The sequence below is a fragment of the Deinococcus proteolyticus MRP genome (assembly GCF_000190555.1).
Taxonomy (GTDB): domain Bacteria; phylum Deinococcota; class Deinococci; order Deinococcales; family Deinococcaceae; genus Deinococcus; species Deinococcus proteolyticus.
This window is the reverse complement of the sequence record NC_015161.1, coordinates 706,263-721,476: the sequence shown is the minus strand read 5'-3', so window position 1 is coordinate 721,476 and position 15,214 is coordinate 706,263. Positions and strand designations below refer to the sequence as shown.

Sequence of the window (15,214 nt, the reverse complement as noted above, 5' to 3'; positions counted from 1 at the left end):
AAATGACTCATCCCCTCGCCCCCCACATCGACCACACCCTGCTCAAAGCCGAAGCCACGCCCGACGACATTCGCCGCCTGTGCGCCGAGGCGAAGGAGCACGGGTTCGCGGCCGTGTGCGTGAATCCCGTGTATGTCCACCTCGCCGCGCAGGAGCTGGCGGGCAGCGGCGTGAAAGTCGCCACGGTCTGCGGCTTTCCCCTCGGGGCGATTACCCCTGACCAGAAGGCAGTGGAAGCCCGCCTGAGCGCCGAAGCAGGCGCGGACGAAATTGACATGGTGATTCACATCGGGGCCGCCCGCGCAGGCGATTGGGCCACCGTGCAGCGCGACATCGAAGCGGTGCGTAAGGCCGTGCCTGACCGCGTGCTGAAAGTCATCATCGAAACGGCGCTGCTGAGCGATGAGCAAAAGCGCCAGGCCACCGAAGCGGCGGTGCAGGCAGGGGCGGATTTCGTGAAGACCTCCACCGGCTTCAGCACCGGTGGCGCGACGGTAGAAGACGTGGCGCTGATGGCCGAAGTCATCGCAGGCCGCGCCCAAATCAAGGCGGCAGGCGGCGTGCGGACTCCTGAAGACGCGCAGGCCATGCTGGACGCCGGAGCCACCCGCCTCGGCACCAGCGGCGGCGTGGGCCTGGTGACGAGCGGGGAGAACGCAACGGCGTACTGAGGTTGGCGGTTGATGGAGACAGCGTTCCGAACTCGCCTCTCCACTTCCTTTCCTTAGACCCTTAGACCTAACCAACCCCTTGCCCCCTCAGCCCCCCACCACCTTCAGCGCCGCCAAGCACGGCCCCCGCCTCTGGCCGCTGCTGGGCTGGCCCTGGAATGCCAGGGCGGCAGCTCAGGCGCGGCTGTTTGACGGTTGGACAGCAGAACGGCTGGCCGCGGTGTTGGGCCTGCCCGCCACGCAGGTGAGGGCGGCGCTGCGGCCTCCGCTGCGGCGTGGCAAGCGGGGTGAGGCTACGCCGCAAGCCGGGCAACTCGGGCTGACCACCCGCCCGCTGTGGCTCAGGCCGCGCCGCACGGGGGGCTTTGACGCTCACCCGCAGGCCCTTGCGGGCACGACACCCTGGCCCGCTGCCCGCCCTGCCGAAGTGTTGAAGGTCACGCCGGGGCTGGTGCTGCTGCGGCTGCTGGACTCGCAGGGCGCAGACCGCCTGGTGTGGCTGCGGCGGCGAGATTGGGCGGGGCTGCTCGGTTCACCACTGACAGCCTGAGCAGGCCCCGCTGATTCTCAGTGACCGCCCGGCCCAGTCGCGCCCGGCTTGTCGTGCAGGGCGATGCGCTCAATCAGGGTGGCCGACGCCGCGTTGACCCCGACCAGTTCAGGTTCGGCGCCCATCTGCCGGAATTTGAAGACCACCTTGTCCAGCGCTCCCACGGCCGAACCGTCCCAGAAATGGGCGTCCGAAAGGTCAATGACCACGCGGCGGGCCGGGTGCGAGAAGTCGAAATGATGGACGAAATCGTGGGTGCTCACGAAAAAGAGCTGCCCCGTCACCCGGTAGACGCGGCTGCCGTCCGGCAGGTCGGCATGCGAGACGCTGGACAGCTGCGACACCTTGCGCGCGAAGAAAATCGCGCTCAGCACGACGCCAGTCAGCACGCCTTTGGACAGGTCATGGGTCAGCACCGTGGCCAGCACGGTCGCCAGCATCACGATGGTTTCTCCCTTCGGATAGGTCACCATCGTCCGCAGGCTGTCCCAGTCGAAGGTGCTGATGCTAACCATAATCATCACGGCGACCAGCGCCCCCATCGGAATCTGCACCAGCGTGCCCTGCAACACCAGAATCAGCAGCAGCAAAAAGGCTCCCGCTACGAAGGTGGACAGCCGCCCGCGCCCGCCGCCGGTCACGTTAATCATGCTCTGCCCAATCATGGCGCAGCCCGCCATGCCACCGAAAAAGCCGGTCACGATATTGGCGACGCCCTGCCCGCGTGATTCGGCATTCTTGTCGGACGTGGTATCGGTCTTTTCGTCAATCAGTTGCGCGGTGAGCAGGCTTTCGAGCAGGCCCACGAAAGTCAGGGTCAGTGCGACGGGAAAGATGATATTCAGCGTCTCCAGCGTCAGGGGCACCTGCGGAAGGTGGAAGGGCGGCAGCGCTCCGGGCAACTCGCCCATGTCGCCCACTGTCTTGACGTCCGCGCCCATCCAGACGCTGACCAGCGTCAGCACCACGATGGCGACCAAGGCACTCGGCACCGCTTTGGTCAGGCGCGGCAGCAGATAGATGATGGCGAGGCCCGCCGCCACCATCGCGTACATCTGCCAGTTGGCTCCAGCGAACTGCGGCAGCTGCGCCATAAAAATCAAGATGGCAAGCGCGTTGACAAAGCCGGTCATCACCGGGCGCGGCACGAACTTGAGGTAGCGCGACAGCCCCGCCCAGCCGAACAGGACTTGCAGCACGCCCGTCAGGATGGTCGCTGCGAACAGGTATTCCAGGCCGTGGGTTTTGACCAGACCGACCATCAGCAGCGCCATCGCACCTGTGGCTGCGCTAATCATGGCAGGCCGCCCGCCCATAAACGAGATGACGAGAGCGATGGTAAATGACGCGTATAGCCCCACCTGCGGCGCGACCCCGGCGATGATGGAAAAGGCGATGGCTTCGGGCACCAGCGCGAGGGCCACCAGAATGCCGGAAAGCAGGTCACCTTTGGGGTTTCGCAGCCACTCGGCGCGGTAGTCGGCCCAGTTGAAACGTGGGGAGGAATCGGGAACAAAGGTCACAAGTAGGCTCCTGCCGCAAGACTCCACCAGCGCAGAAGCTGGAGGCGCATAGAGAATTTTCCCGCATGGGGAAGGCGCGTTATGGAGTTTTCGTCAGGGGGTCAACCGGCACGGCTCTTGGCAAGAGAAGGCCGGGACCACACACCTGCGGCAAGGGGCAGCATAGGCGAGAACTCTGGGCAACGCAACCCTGTCTGGCCGTATGGCGCGGTAGCCTACGCCTGATGCCTGCACGGCCCTCCTCCCGCGCTCCGGCCCTGCTGCTGCACGGGGCTTACCTCTCGCGGCGGGCCTGGCAGCCGCAACTCAGCGGCCCGCTGGCACAGCACTTTCACCTGCTGGCTCCGGACCTGCGTGGACACGGCGCAGACCGCACGCCTGGGCCGTACAGCGTGGAAGGGTGGGCGCAGGAGCTGCTGACCTGGCTAGACCGGCTGGAGGTAGAGCAGGTGCATGTCTGCGGGCACTCGCTCGGCGGCATGGTGGCGCAGCAGTTGGCCCTCACGGCTCCGCAGCGGGTGCGCTCGCTGCTGCTGGTCGAGACGAGCTACGGCACCCGCAGCACCCCACTGGAACGCCGCCTGACGGACCTTACCCTGCCGCTGCTGGCTCGCTGGCCCCTGCGCGGGCAAGCGGCAGCTTTCGCGCTGGCCTACGCGCCGCACAACCGTCCGCTTCGTGAGTATGTACAGGCAGAGCTGCAAGCCTTTGAGTCAAGGCCGCAGGATTACCTTGCCATCTGGCAGGCCGTCACCGCCTTCGACAGCCGGGCGCAGTTGTCACGGCTGACCGTACCTACACGGATGGTGGTGGGCGGGCGCAACCTTCAGACCCACGCTCAGGCAAGGGCCATGGCCGCCCTGATTCCGGGGGCACGGCTGGAAGTGGTGCGGGGAGCAGGCCACCTCGTTCCGCTGGAGCGTCCAGCGATATTCAGCGCCCTGGCGGGGGAATTCTGGTTGGGGGCGGAGTCACAATAGTTTAAGAGGAAATTTTTACCCCCTATCCTGAGCCGCATGACCCCTGACGCTCCCGCCTCCCTCATCCTCGCTTCTGGCAGCCCACGCCGCCGCAAAATGCTCGGCCATCTGCTGGAGGACTTTGAAGTCATCGCCAGCGACGCCGACGAGAGCAGCCCGCTGACAGACCCCGCCGCCCTCGCCGTGACCCTGGCGCAGCGCAAGGCCGAGGCAGTGGCTGCTGCTCACCCGAACCGCGCGGTCCTCGGGGCCGATACGGTGGTGGCACTGGACGGCAAGCTGCTCGGCAAGCCGCAGGATGAGGCCGAAAACCGCGAGTTTATCGGGCTGCTGAGCGGGCAGACCCATACGGTCATCACGGGTTTGTGCCTGGTGATGGGGGGGCAGAGTCATACGGCCCACACCGCTACCTCCGTCACCTTTCGCCGCCTCTCCCCTGCCGAAATCGCGCACTACGCGGCCAGCGGGGAGGGCCTGGACAAAGCGGGCGGCTACGGCATTCAGGGCCTAGGCATGGCGCTGGTGTCGCGTATAGACGGCGACTATTCCAACGTGGTGGGCCTACCGCTCACGCGCACGCTGGAGCTGCTGCGGCAGGGTGGGGTGAAGACGCGGTGGGACTAGCCCAACTGAGCGGCCACGGCTGATAGGTCCAGTCCGTCTGCTGCAATCACCCTAAGCGGCAGGCGTGAACGCTCCGCCAGTTCAAGCAGCCGCGCCTGCTGCCCTGCCAAAGCATGCGCCTGTGCCTCGGCAGTGTGGCCGAGTGTCTGTGCATGCGCCTGCCACGCTGGATGTCGCTGCACAGCGGCAGTGGCGAGGCGCTCGGCCAAGGCTGATTCTGAAAGAGTCAGCACACACAGGCCGAAGCCCAATTCAGCCAGAGCGCTGTCCAGTGGGGCTACGTCTTCCCAGGTCAACTGCGGACAAGCCAGCAGTGCTGAAAAGTGAAAACGCTCTAGCACGGCGCTGAGGCGGTGATTGACCCTTCCTCTGGTGTCCCAATCCATCCTGGCCTGCGCCGCAGCCAAAGCCTGCACATAGTCTGCTGTGTGGCTCAATGTATCCAGCCAATTGGCAGGAGTAGGTTGGGACAGCGCCTCCACGGTGCGGCCCGTGTGGTGCTCGGTCAGCACCAGGCCAGATAGACCTGCCCGTTCAGTCCAGGCAGGCGAATGCAGGAAGGCCCGTAGCGCCGAGCTTTTGCCCGTGCCACTGACACCTTCCAAGATGAAACGGATGCTCAGCCTTCCGAGCCTTCCGCCAGCCGCACGTCCAGCACGATTTCGGCGTTCAGGCTGGCCGCCACCGAGCAGTATTTCTCGTGGCTGAGGTGCGCGGCTTTTTCCAGTTGCTCCTTTGTTACGCCCTCGCCGCCCGCGATGTGGCGCACGGTGATGCGGGTGTAGCGGGCCGGGGTGGTGTCGGCCCGCTCGCCTTCCACCTCAATGCGGTAGCTGCTCAGCGGCGTCTTGCGCTTTTCCATGATGCCCACCACGTCGTAAGCAGTGCAGGTGCCCAGCGCGGCCAGCAGGGCGTCCATCGGGGACACGCCCACCTTGTTGGCGCTGTTGTCAATCAGCAGTTGCTGACCGTTTTCGCTGCGGCCCACGTAGCGCTGTTCGCCCAGCCAGTCGATGTTCACGGTTTTGGTGTTTGCCATAGGGTCAGTCTAAGGGCCAGAAGGTTTAAGGGTCTGAGCGCTTGGCTGCTTTCAGCTCTGCCACACGCGCCGCCAGCAGTTGCCACGGCTCCAGCGAAAAGTGGTTGTGCCCCAGCGGACTGGTGGAAGGCAGCACCCACAGCTCCGCGCCTTCCAGGTCCATCACCTGCCGTCCGTAGGGTAGGCGGCCCGTCGGTAGGCCGAGGGTTTCGGCGGCCCCGCGCTTGGAAGTGAACGCCACGATGCGCGGCTGCCAGCGGCGGATTTTCTCGCGCAGTTCGTCGGGGTTCCAGGCGTCCGACGGCAGGGCGGCGTCCACCCCGCTATGGCGCTTGGCCACGTCGGTCAGGCCGATGCCGTACTGCGGCAGCGTGGGGTACTCGCCAGGGGCCAGTTGGCGCGGCGTGAGGCCCACCGCGTGCAGGGTGCGCCAGAACTTGTTTTGCGGGTTGGCGTAGTAGGCCCGCGCCGCTGCCGAGCGCTTGCTCGGGGCCGTGCCCACCAGCACCAGCGTCAGGCCCTCTTGCAGCACATCCGGTACGAAGTACCCTTCGGGGGTGCGTTCTGAAGAGGAAAAATCGGAAGTCATAGGGTCTATTCTGGCAGCCCTCGCGGGTTCAATCCCTCTCCCAGCGCTCGCTTTTCCAGGGGTCGCCCCGGTGATGGTAGCCCCGCGCTTCCCAGTAGCCAGGGCGGTCGCGGTCCATAAATTCCAGCCCTTCCAGCCATTTGACCGATTTCCAGAAATAGCGGTGCGGTGCCACCAAACGCAGCGGGCCGCCGTGTTTTTCTTCCAGCGCCTCGCCTGCGTAGCTGTGGGCCAGCAGCAGGTCTTCGCGCCGCCAGTCGTCCAGCGAGAGGGCCGCGCTGTAGTCGCCGTGCGCGTGCGCCATGACGTGGGTGGCCTGTGGTGACAGTTCCAGCGCCGCCAGCAGGTCGCGGGTACGGACGCCGGTCCAGACAGTATCCAGCTTGCTCCAGTGGGTGACACAGTGGATGTCCAGCGTCAGGGTGCTTTGCGGCAGCGCCAGCAGGTCGGCCCAGGTGAAGGTGCGCTCGGCGGCGAGGCCGAACACCCGCAGTGTCCAGTCTTCGCGGGTGGGCAACAGCTCAGGCGGGGGCGCGGCGGTCAGCGTGGGAAAACCCAGCGCCAGCCGCTGCCGGGGCGGGAAGCGCCCGCTCAGTTCGGGCGGCGGGTCGGCAAAGTGTTTGCGGCGGCTCATGGAACAGATGCTAAAGGGAGTCGGCAGCCCAGTGACCTAGCAGCCCAGTGACCTTCAGGCTGGAGCCTTCCAGCAGGGGCCTTCGGGGGCCGCAGCTCAGCAGACGCCTGCAGGAGCGCCTATACTCGGCCCTACTCATGAGTAAGGCATCCAAAGGCACCATTCACATTACCGATACAGCGCTCGCCTCGCTGATTGGCCTGACCGCACACGAGATTCCCGGTGTGGTGGGCATGGCCCCGGTCAACCTCAAAGAAGGCATCACCAAGGCGCTGGGGCGCTCGCAGGTCAAAGACGGCGTGACCCTCCACCGGGGCGACAAGGGCCAGCACGGCGAAAAGGGCAGGGCCCGCAAGGAAAAGCCTGCCGCAGACGCTCCCTACTGGGCCGAGGTGAATGTCATTGTGGCGTACGGGGTCAGTATTCCCACCGTGGCGCAGAACATCGAAGACCGGGTCAAGCACATCGTGCGGACCCATGCCGGCATCGAACTACAGCAGGTCGGCGTGAACGTGGTGGGGGTCAGCCGTGAGTGAAGCCCTCTCCTCCTCCCAACTGGCCCAGATGCTCCGCACCGCCACCGACTGGCTGGGCGTACACCGTGAGCAGGTCAACGCGCTGAACGTGTACCCGGTTCCTGACGGCGACACCGGCACCAACATGCACCTGACCATGCAGTCGGTGCGCCGCGAACTGGACACCTGCGACACCGCCGAGATGCGCGCCGTGTCCAAGGCCATCAGCTACGGGGCGCTGCTGGGCGCACGCGGCAACTCGGGCGTGATTCTCTCGCAGCTGCTGCGCGGCTTTGCCGAATCGGTCCGTGACCTGCCCGCCATCAACGCGGCCGCCCTGAAAGCCGCCTTTGCCGAAGCCCAGAAGAGCGGCTACAAGGCTGTGATGAAGCCGGTCGAAGGCACCATCCTGACTGTGGCGCGCGGCATCGCTGAAGGGGCCCAGACCGGCAGCACCGTGCAGGAAGTCCTGGAAAACGCCGTGGCGACCGGCCAGGACTACCTGATTCAGACGCAGGACATGCTTCCTGCGCTGCGCCAGGCCGGCGTGGTGGACAGCGGCGGCCAGGGCCTGCTGTACGTGGTGCGCGGCATGCTGGCCGCGCTGCTGGGCGAGGCGCTGCCCGACGCCCCTGAGGTGAGCAGCAACGCCCAGCAAGCCTTCGAGACCGAGGAATACGGCTTTTGCACCGAGTTCCTGATGGACGGGGCCCAGCTGCCTATCGAGGACATCCGCGAGCTGGTGGCTCCCTTCGGCGACTCGCTGCTGGTGGTGGGCGCGGAAGGCTATGTCAAGGGCCACATCCACACCGACCGCCCTGACGAACTCCTGGCCACCGTGGGCCGGCACGGGCGGATGCTCAAGACCAAGGTGGAGGACATGGCCGAGCAGCACACCGAAATCCTGGCCGGCTCCGGCGCGGCGGTGCAGGCCGAGGACCAGCGGCCTGCCAGCGGCCTGGTGGCGGTGGCCGCCGGCGACGGCGTCATCAAGCAGTTCCGGGCACTGGGAGCCCGCATCGTCTCGGGCGGGCAGACTGCCAACCCCAGCGTGCAGGACATCGTGGACGCGGTGAACAGCGTCAGCGCCGAGCAGGTGATTGTCCTGCCCAACAACAAGAACGTGCTGATGGCCGCCGACAAGGCTGCCGAGCTGCTGGCGGGCCGCGCCGTAGTCGTGCCCACCCGCACGCTGGGCCAGGGCCTGGGCGCAGCACTGGGCTTTGACCCGGGCCGCCCCGCCGCCGAACTGACCGCCGAGCTGCAAGCAGGTGCAGACCGCGTGACCACCTTTGAAATTACCCGCGCCAGCCGCAGCACGTCCCACACCACGCCGGACGGCCGCACGCTGAACATCGCCGAGGGCGACGTGATCGGCCTGCAGGACGACGAGCTGGTCTATGCGGGCGGGACCCCCGAGGAGGCGGTGCTGGCCCTGGTCCGCACCCGCGCCGAGGAGGCCGAGGTGGTCACCGTCTTCCGCAGTGTGAACACGCCGGCTGAGCGGCTACAAGCGCTGACCGAACAGCTGGAAACCGAGTTCCCGCTGCTGGAGATTCAGACCTCGGCCGGCGGCCCTGAGCTGTACGATTACCTCGTACTGGTGGAGTAAAGCTGCTGTGGCGGGTGGGGCAGCAGAGGGACGCGGCAAGGAGTTCAATGCGCCTTTATGTTCCTCACCTGCTTTTGCTAGGCTCCGGGGGATGCTTAGCCCTCATGGTCCCCTGCCTTTCGAAGCGACGGTTCATCCGCAGGCTCGCCCCGGCGTCCGCCTGACCTGGGATTCCCGGCAGGCGGACGCCGACACCGCGTTCGTGGCCCTGCCCGGCGAACGGGACCACGGCAACCGCTTTATCGAAGCGGCGCTGGAGCGCGGCGCTCCCTTCGTGCTGACCGACCTGCCCGGCGCGGCCAGCCGGCTGCCGCGCACGGTGGAAGTGCCCGATTCGCTGGCCGCCCTGACCGCCTGGGCGCAGCAGGAGCGGGCGAAGAACCCCCTGGTGGTCGGAGTGACCGGCAGCGTGGGCAAAACCACCACCAAGTCCTATGTGGCCGCCGCGCTGGACGCGCATTACATGCCGGTGTACAACACGATCCCGGCCATCGCCTGCTTTCTGACCGAGTTCGGCAGCTCGGAGCGGCCGCTGGTGGTCGAGATGGGCATTGACCGCGTGGGCGAAATGGACCGGCTGATCAGCCTGGTCCGCCCTGACGTGGGTGTGCTGACCTCTATCGGCGCGGCGCATCTGGAAGGCCTCAGCAGCCTGGAAGTGATTGCTCAGGAAAAGGGCAAGATTCTGCACTCGCCACGTGCGCTGGTGGGGAATCAGGCGCGGGTCTGGTTCCCGGAGCAGGAGATTTACGGCTTTTCCACGCCCGAACTGCCGGTGCAGCACAGCGGGCAGGACCTGCGTGTCAACGAGCAGGGGGCCGACTTCACCTACCGGGGCCAGACGGTTCACCTGCCGAACGCCGCGCAGGTGCAGGCCGAAGCAGCAGTGCTGGGCCTGTATCTGGCCGAAACCTACGGGGTGCCGCTGGCCGCCGCCATTCAGCGCGTGGAGCAGGTGCAGGTGCCCAGCGGCCGGTATCAGATTCATTCGGGCCGCTACACCGTGATTGACGATGCCTACAATGCCAGCCCGCTGGCCGTGCAGGCGGCGCTGAGCGCCCTGCAGAACTTCCGGGGCCGCCGCATCTCGGTGCTGGGCACCATGCTGGAGCTGGGACCCACCGCCCCCGAGCTGCACGCCGAAGTGGGCCGCAGCGCCTGCGAAAGCGCCGACCTATGCTTTGGCGTGGGCCCCTACGCCGAGCTACTGGGCCACCATGCCCACCGCACCGTGCCGGAACTGACTGCCGCCCTGAAAGCGGAAGTCCAGGACGGCGACGTGATTCTGGTGAAGGCCAGCCGGGGAATTTCCATGACTCCGGAGCAGCGGGCCCAGGAGGGCGTGGGGCTGGAAACCGTGGTCAGCGAGCTGCTGAAATGGCGTGACCAGCAGCCTGAGACGGCCTGAAGCCCGGCACTCATGGGCGGCTGCTTGAATAGCACCATGACCCTGCTGCGCCGCTTCCCTGCCGCTCCTGCCCTGGCTGCCCTGCTGGGCACCCTGGCCGCCTGCGCTCCGGCTCCACTGGGCGGGGGGCCGCTGACCGGCTTACAGGGGCAGACGCAGACTCCACAGGTCCAGGCTCCGCAAGTTCAGGCCGCTTTTTCCGACGGGGGCGCCGTGTGGAGCGACGGCCGCCAGGCGTGCGTGGCGCGGGTGCCGCAGTTGCGGCCGGTCTGCCCACGCTGGCCGGCGGCCACCGGCGCGGTCGCCTGGAATGAAGGACGGGCTTGGGCCGCGCTGCCCAGTCTGGGGCAGGTGGTGACGGTGGACGGGGCGGCCGAAACCCTGCCGGCTGGCCGGGTGGTGGCGATGTCGTCTACCCGCATCTACCGCGAGGACGGCAGCGCCCTGTCGTACAGCGCCGCCGAGATGCCCGGCACGCTGGGCCGGCCCACGCAGGTGCTGACCGGCGGCGACGGCCGCGACTACGCGCTGGTGGCTGGCCGCTTGTGGCAGGTGGACAGCGGCCACGCGGGAGCACTGGCAGAAGGCAGCGGCCGCTTCCTGCTGGCCGTGCCCGGCGGGGCCGAGGTCACGCAGGTGCCCACCCTGTCGGGCCGACTGGGCCGACTGGAGCTGCGCGGCAGCCAGGTGTTCCGCGCGGGTGACCCGTCTGCCGCGGCGCTCCCAGGCCCAGCCCAAGCGTTTGGAATGATTGGAAACGAAACTTACGTTTTGCTTGGAGGCGCCGGCCAGTGGCAGCTCATCCGACTGGGGCAATAGTTCACTCTTCTCATTTTGTGAGGGGCCCCATCAGGCCCCTTTCTGCTGCCTGGAGCCGAATTGCCCGAATGACCGGGAAGTGAGCGCCGGCCCTGTCAGCACTTGAATGAATTCTGTGAGGTAAAACCCGGCATACTTCCCCAAAGTTTAGAAACTTCTTGTTTGCGACTCAGGGAAGAGTAGTCCAATCGGGAATTCTGGAGGGTGGATGACAGGTTACTTTCGCAAATCGGGTGAGCAGGCCTTTGGCCTGGAAATTGGGACCAGTGCCATCAAAGCGGTGGCACTGGCTCCCGGCGGTATGGCGGTGCAGCAGGCGGTCATGACACCGACTCCGCTGGGCGCCATGCGTGACGGCAGCGTGGTGGAGCCGCAGGCGGTGGCCGCCGAAATCCGGTCTCTGCTCGGCCGCAGTGGAATCAGCCACAAACAGGTGGTGACGGCCATTCCCAACCAGGCGACCGTCACCCGCAACATCATGATTCCGCGCATGGAGCTCAAGGAACTGCGCAGCAGCGACGTGATTCGTTACGAGGCGGAGCGCTACATCCCCTACCCCATTGACGAAGTGACGCTGGACTTCGACGTGCTGGACGACCCTAGCACCCTGCCGGAAGACGCCCAGATGGAAGTGGTGATTGCCGCTGTGCCCAATGACGTGGTGGGCCGCCACATCGAAACCCTGCAGATGGCCGGGCTCCAGCCTACCGTCGTGGACGTCAAGAGTTTCGCGGCGCTGCGGACCATCGGACAGAGAAACATCGGTCCCGCCGAGGTCGTACTGGCGCTCGAAATCGGCGCCAGTTCTTCTGTGATCGGCCTGGTCCGCGGCGAACGCCTGCTGATGGCCCGCAACATCAACGTGGCCGCCGACGACTTCACCACGGCGCTGCAGCGGGCCTTCGACCTGGATTTCAGCGCGGCCGAAGCGCTCAAATTGGGCTATCAGGTGCCGGGCAGCAGCCCGGTGGACAGCGGACAGCTGCACAGCCCCGCCCGCGTGGCCGAGGCGCTGCGCCCGGCAACCATCGACCTGATTACCGAGGTGCGGCGCTCGCTGGAGTTCTACCGCGTGCAGAGCGGCGACCTGATTATCGACCAGCTGGTGCTGGCCGGCGGCGGCGCCAAACTGAGCGGCCTGAGCAGCGCCATGAGCGAGGCCCTGGGTATTCCTGCCGAAATCGTGCGCCCCTGGGACCACGTGACCCTGACAGCAGACGACCCGGCCCTGCACGAGTACGGCCCCGAGTACACCGTTCCGCTGGGCCTGGCCCTGAGGGGAGTGAAACGTGGTTGAAGTCAATCTTTTACCGGCCTCGCAGCGCCGACAGGGCAGCGGCGAGGGGCAGGGCTGGCTGATTGCCGCCGCGGTCACTGGCCTGCTCAGCCTGGCCACGGTGGCCGGCATGGAGCTGTACTACGCTTCGCAGGTCAGCGGGCTGAGGACCGACCTGGAACGCCTCAACGGCGAGATTGCCGCGCTGCAACCTGCCAAGACTGAATTCGACAAGTTGCAGACCGAAAAGACCGAGCTGGAACAGGTGACCAATGTGGCCCGCACGCTGCGCGACGGCAAAAGCTACTGGAGCAACGACCTGGCCGCCTTTACCGCGCAGCTGCCAGCCGGGGGAAGCGTGGCACTCGACAGCCTCGACATGCACACGGCCACGCAGCAGTCGGCCGATATGCAGCAAAGCGGTGTGGAAGGCGGCAGCGTTAGCCGGGAATTCACCCTGACCGGCACCGCCACCACGGCGCAGGCCGTCGTGGACCTGCTGAATGCCTTCGAGAGCAATCCCAAATTCGGCATCGTGTTCCAGGGCATGCAGCGCAAAGAACCGGACAACGAAGCCTCGCCGTACACCTTCTCGGCCAGTGTGGGGGTGGCCGGAGCGGCTCCCAGCACCGCCGGCGGCACGGCCCCGGCAGGCGGTGGCAGCGCCGCGGCCCCCGCCAGCGGCGCAGCTCCCGCTCCCGCTGCACCGGCCCCGGCAGCCCCCGCTCCGGCTGCGGCCACCCCGGCTGCCCCTGCCAGCGGAGGACAGATGTGATGACCAAAACTCGCCTTGACCCCAAATACATCTTTTTTCTTGCCCTGGCCCTGTCGTTCCTGGTACTGGGCCTGTGGTACACCTTCCGCTATCAGGCCCGCCAGCAGGAAATCGCCACCCTGAAGACCGATATCGAAGCGGCCGAACTCAAGGTGTCGCAGTACCGCCAGGCCGAAGCCCGTCTGCCGGCCCTGCGTGAAGAAGTGGCCGGCCTGCGCCAGGAGCGTGCCGAGTTCGTGGCCGCGCTGCCCCAGAACAACGAGATGGCCCAGCTGCTGGGCGAGATGCGCGGCAATGCTCAGGCTTCCGGCACCCAGATTCGCGGCGTGAATGTGGCGGGCGGCCCAGCCACGGCCGACCTGCCCGGCGGCGTGCGGCCGATTCCCATCTCCATGACCCTGGCCGGCACCTACGGCGAGGTGTTCCGCACCCTGCGTGCCATGGAAACCATGAACCGCTTCACCACCATCGACCAGCTCACGCTGCAGTCGCCTGAAGCCACCAGCTTCAACCCGGAGCTGGGCGGCACCCTCAATATGACGGTCTATACCTTCGACCCCAGCCTGGCGGCGCCGCCCACCGCACCCGCTCCTGCAACCGGCGCCCCGGCCACCGACGCTTCCGGCGCTGCGGCCAGCGACGCGGCCACCGCGCCTGCTGCACAAGGAGCCGCCCAATGACGGACCCCAACTACACCGACCAGGACACCTACGGCGGGGCCACGCCTGCCGGCGGCCTGACCCGCGAAATGAAGCTGCTGCTCGCCGCACTGGCAACCCTGCTGCTGGCCGGCGCCCTGGCGTTCTACTTCAACAGCCGCAACACCGACGCAGATACCGTAGACACCACCGTCACCGAGTCCACCGTGGTCACGGAAACGGGAGATGCCAGCAGCACCACCGTCACGACCGTCAGCACCACCGACGTGGCCGGAGCACCCGGCACGGTCAGCGGCAATGCGGCGGCACCCGGCACCATTCCCCCGCTGAGCAGCGCCCCGGCGGCGGTGGCCAATCCGGCCAAGCTGGGCGGCATCAACCCCGATACCCCGCTGGCAGCGGTGCCCTCGCGCAATCCCTTCAAGCCGCTCAAGCTGACCAAGGACGGCTCGACGCCGGCCGGCGCGGTGGCAGACAATGGCAGCGCACTCCAGCCCGCACCTGAGCCGCAGCCCAGCTTCGCCGAACCCAGCGTGGCGATTGCCGCACCACCCCGTTACTCGGCAGCTGGCAGCCCCAGCTTCCCGGCAGCGGGAACTGGCGCCAGCAGCGGCACCGAGAGCTCCAGTCCGTCTGCCGCCAGCCGCAGCACCAGCGCAGGCCGCTCTAGCAGTAGCACCGGCAGCAGCAGCGGTGCAGGGCAGGTCAGCAGTGCGGGCAGCCGGACCAGTGGCGCCACCACGACCTGGGTTCTGGGCCCCGACAGCACCCCGGTCGCCGTGACCGGCAGCGCAGCTTCCGCCAGCCGCACCCCGGCCAGCAGCGCCAGTAATTCCAGCACGGGCAACTCGGGCAGGGGCAATGCCAGTACTGGCAACTCCACTAGCGGCACCGCCAGCGCAGGCCGCGCCAGTTCTAGCACCGCCAGAAGCACCGGTAGCGCAGCGGGCACCGGCCGCCCCGCCACCGCACCGGCACCCGCCACCAGCGGCACCCTGGTGCCCTGGGCCTTCGACAACCCCGACGACTATCCCGAAGCCGTTCCGGCCGGCACCCTGTCGGGCAGCGGGTCCGGCAGCCGGCCGGCCACCAGCGGCGCAGGCAGCTCGGCCAGCACCGGCCCGGTTGCCGGCGTAGCCGAGCCCGACCTGGGCGCCGTGGCCAGCCGCCCCCGCACTGGCTCCGGCGCCAGCACCGGCGCAGGCGGCACTCCGGCCTCCGCGCTGTCGGTCCCGCTGCCGGCTCCTGGTCAGCCAGACCTGCTGACCCAGTACGGCGACGACCAGGGCGTGGGCGCCCCCAACGACAGCACGCTCCTTTCGCGCACGCTGAACCGCCAAAACCTGCGCTTTACCGGCGCCGTGCTGGGCCCCACCGATACCGCCATCTTCAAGAGCAGCCAGGGCTTCATGGTCCTTGCCAAGGGCGACCGCCTGCCAGACACCGACATCGTGGTGGAGCAGATTACCGCCAACAGCGTGACGCTGGCACTCGGTCAGGATTCGCTCAAACTCGAACTTGAACCCCTTCAGTAAAAGGT

At 67.1% G+C, this 15,214-nt stretch carries 17 protein-coding genes; 12 read left to right on the top strand and 5 right to left on the bottom strand.

The features are described from left to right. Nucleotides 1–2: 2 nt before the first annotated feature. Nucleotides 3–671: a deoxyribose-phosphate aldolase gene (gene deoC, locus DEIPR_RS03575; protein WP_013614471.1), complete on the top strand. Its 669-nt coding sequence runs from the start codon at nucleotides 3–5 to the stop codon at nucleotides 669–671. Between the two features lie 79 nt (nucleotides 672–750). After that, a complete protein-coding gene (locus DEIPR_RS03570) occupies nucleotides 751–1,221 on the top strand; it encodes a hypothetical protein (RefSeq protein WP_013614470.1) in 471 nt (156 codons plus the stop codon). 17 nt (nucleotides 1,222–1,238) lie between these two features. On the opposite strand, the gene DEIPR_RS03565 is transcribed toward DEIPR_RS03570, so the two are convergent. After that, complete coding sequence (locus tag DEIPR_RS03565) at nucleotides 1,239–2,744, bottom strand: SulP family inorganic anion transporter (protein WP_013614469.1); 1,506 nt, start codon at nucleotides 2,742–2,744, stop codon at nucleotides 1,239–1,241. Nucleotides 2,745–2,968: 224 nt separating this feature from the next. On the opposite strand from DEIPR_RS03565, the gene DEIPR_RS03560 reads away from it, so the two are divergent. Together DEIPR_RS03560 and DEIPR_RS03555 are read left to right on the top strand one after the other, a co-directional pair. After that, on the top strand, nucleotides 2,969–3,724 hold the full coding sequence (locus tag DEIPR_RS03560; protein ID WP_013614468.1) for an alpha/beta fold hydrolase: 756 nt from the start codon (nucleotides 2,969–2,971) through the stop codon (nucleotides 3,722–3,724). A gap of 36 nt (nucleotides 3,725–3,760) precedes the next feature. Then, nucleotides 3,761–4,348, top strand: coding sequence for a Maf family protein (locus DEIPR_RS03555; protein WP_013614467.1), 588 nt, complete (start codon nucleotides 3,761–3,763; stop codon nucleotides 4,346–4,348). Here DEIPR_RS03555 and DEIPR_RS03550 read toward each other — a convergent pair. From DEIPR_RS03550 to DEIPR_RS03535, 4 genes are read right to left on the bottom strand one after another with little or no spacing between them, the layout of a single operon-like run. Next, nucleotides 4,345–4,953, bottom strand: coding sequence for a hypothetical protein (locus tag DEIPR_RS03550; protein ID WP_041221929.1), 609 nt, complete (start codon nucleotides 4,951–4,953; stop codon nucleotides 4,345–4,347). The genes DEIPR_RS03555 and DEIPR_RS03550 overlap by 4 nt on opposite strands. Before the next feature lie 14 nt (nucleotides 4,954–4,967). Further along, entirely contained in the window at nucleotides 4,968–5,387 is a 420-nt protein-coding gene (locus DEIPR_RS03545) for an OsmC family protein (RefSeq protein WP_013614466.1), read from the bottom strand. Nucleotides 5,388–5,412: 25 nt separating this feature from the next. Beyond that, nucleotides 5,413–5,976, bottom strand: coding sequence for a mismatch-specific DNA-glycosylase (locus tag DEIPR_RS03540; protein WP_013614465.1), 564 nt, complete (start codon nucleotides 5,974–5,976; stop codon nucleotides 5,413–5,415). Nucleotides 5,977–6,004: 28 nt separating this feature from the next. After that, a complete protein-coding gene (locus DEIPR_RS03535) occupies nucleotides 6,005–6,610 on the bottom strand; it encodes a molybdopterin-dependent oxidoreductase (protein ID WP_013614464.1) in 606 nt (201 codons plus the stop codon). Nucleotides 6,611–6,747: 137 nt separating this feature from the next. On the opposite strand from DEIPR_RS03535, the gene DEIPR_RS03530 reads away from it, so the two are divergent. From DEIPR_RS03530 to DEIPR_RS14140, 8 genes are all read left to right on the top strand, one after another. After that, nucleotides 6,748–7,146, top strand: coding sequence for an Asp23/Gls24 family envelope stress response protein (locus DEIPR_RS03530; RefSeq protein WP_013614463.1), 399 nt, complete (start codon nucleotides 6,748–6,750; stop codon nucleotides 7,144–7,146). 28 nt (nucleotides 7,147–7,174) lie between these two features. Continuing rightward, nucleotides 7,175–8,737, top strand: a complete 1,563-nt coding sequence (locus DEIPR_RS03525; protein ID WP_041221928.1) for a DAK2 domain-containing protein — start codon at nucleotides 7,175–7,177, stop codon at nucleotides 8,735–8,737. A gap of 91 nt (nucleotides 8,738–8,828) precedes the next feature. Continuing rightward, nucleotides 8,829–10,145, top strand: a complete 1,317-nt coding sequence (gene murF / locus DEIPR_RS03520; RefSeq protein WP_013614461.1) for a UDP-N-acetylmuramoyl-tripeptide--D-alanyl-D-alanine ligase — start codon at nucleotides 8,829–8,831, stop codon at nucleotides 10,143–10,145. A gap of 36 nt (nucleotides 10,146–10,181) precedes the next feature. Continuing rightward, nucleotides 10,182–10,964: a hypothetical protein gene (locus DEIPR_RS03515; protein WP_148231766.1), complete on the top strand. Its 783-nt coding sequence runs from the start codon at nucleotides 10,182–10,184 to the stop codon at nucleotides 10,962–10,964. A 208-nt stretch (nucleotides 10,965–11,172) separates the two neighbouring features. Next, entirely contained in the window at nucleotides 11,173–12,261 is a 1,089-nt protein-coding gene (pilM, locus tag DEIPR_RS03510) for a type IV pilus assembly protein PilM (protein WP_013614459.1), read from the top strand. Next, nucleotides 12,254–13,015, top strand: a complete 762-nt coding sequence (locus DEIPR_RS03505) for a fimbrial assembly protein (protein ID WP_013614458.1) — start codon at nucleotides 12,254–12,256, stop codon at nucleotides 13,013–13,015. Before pilM ends, DEIPR_RS03505 begins: the two co-directional genes overlap by 8 nt. Further along, nucleotides 13,015–13,695, top strand: coding sequence for a type IV pilus inner membrane component PilO (locus DEIPR_RS03500; RefSeq protein ID WP_013614457.1), 681 nt, complete (start codon nucleotides 13,015–13,017; stop codon nucleotides 13,693–13,695). Before DEIPR_RS03505 ends, DEIPR_RS03500 begins: the two co-directional genes overlap by 1 nt. Then, entirely contained in the window at nucleotides 13,692–15,209 is a 1,518-nt protein-coding gene (locus DEIPR_RS14140; protein WP_013614456.1) for a hypothetical protein, read from the top strand. Before DEIPR_RS03500 ends, DEIPR_RS14140 begins: the two co-directional genes overlap by 4 nt. Nucleotides 15,210–15,214: the final 5 nt, after the last annotated feature.

Bases quoted from the DNA above. Each gene is read 5' to 3' on its own strand.
- DEIPR_RS03515 (WP_148231766.1), top strand. From the start codon at position 10,182: ATGACCCTGCTGCGCCGCTTCCCTGCCGCTCCTGCCCTGGCTGCCCTG.
- DEIPR_RS03555 (WP_013614467.1), top strand. From the start codon at position 3,761: ATGACCCCTGACGCTCCCGCCTCCCTCATCCTCGCTTCTGGCAGCCCA.
- pilM (WP_013614459.1), top strand. From the start codon at position 11,173: ATGACAGGTTACTTTCGCAAATCGGGTGAGCAGGCCTTTGGCCTGGAA.
- DEIPR_RS03500 (WP_013614457.1), top strand. From the start codon at position 13,015: ATGACCAAAACTCGCCTTGACCCCAAATACATCTTTTTTCTTGCCCTG.
- DEIPR_RS03540 (WP_013614465.1), bottom strand. From the start codon at position 5,976: ATGACTTCCGATTTTTCCTCTTCAGAACGCACCCCCGAAGGGTACTTC.
- DEIPR_RS03525 (WP_041221928.1), top strand. From the start codon at position 7,175: ATGCTCCGCACCGCCACCGACTGGCTGGGCGTACACCGTGAGCAGGTC.
- deoC (WP_013614471.1), top strand. From the start codon at position 3: ATGACTCATCCCCTCGCCCCCCACATCGACCACACCCTGCTCAAAGCC.
- DEIPR_RS03535 (WP_013614464.1), bottom strand. From the start codon at position 6,610: ATGAGCCGCCGCAAACACTTTGCCGACCCGCCGCCCGAACTGAGCGGG.
- murF (WP_013614461.1), top strand. From the start codon at position 8,829: ATGCTTAGCCCTCATGGTCCCCTGCCTTTCGAAGCGACGGTTCATCCG.
- DEIPR_RS03560 (WP_013614468.1), top strand. From the start codon at position 2,969: ATGCCTGCACGGCCCTCCTCCCGCGCTCCGGCCCTGCTGCTGCACGGG.
- DEIPR_RS14140 (WP_013614456.1), top strand. From the start codon at position 13,692: ATGACGGACCCCAACTACACCGACCAGGACACCTACGGCGGGGCCACG.
- DEIPR_RS03530 (WP_013614463.1), top strand. From the start codon at position 6,748: ATGAGTAAGGCATCCAAAGGCACCATTCACATTACCGATACAGCGCTC.
- DEIPR_RS03545 (WP_013614466.1), bottom strand. From the start codon at position 5,387: ATGGCAAACACCAAAACCGTGAACATCGACTGGCTGGGCGAACAGCGC.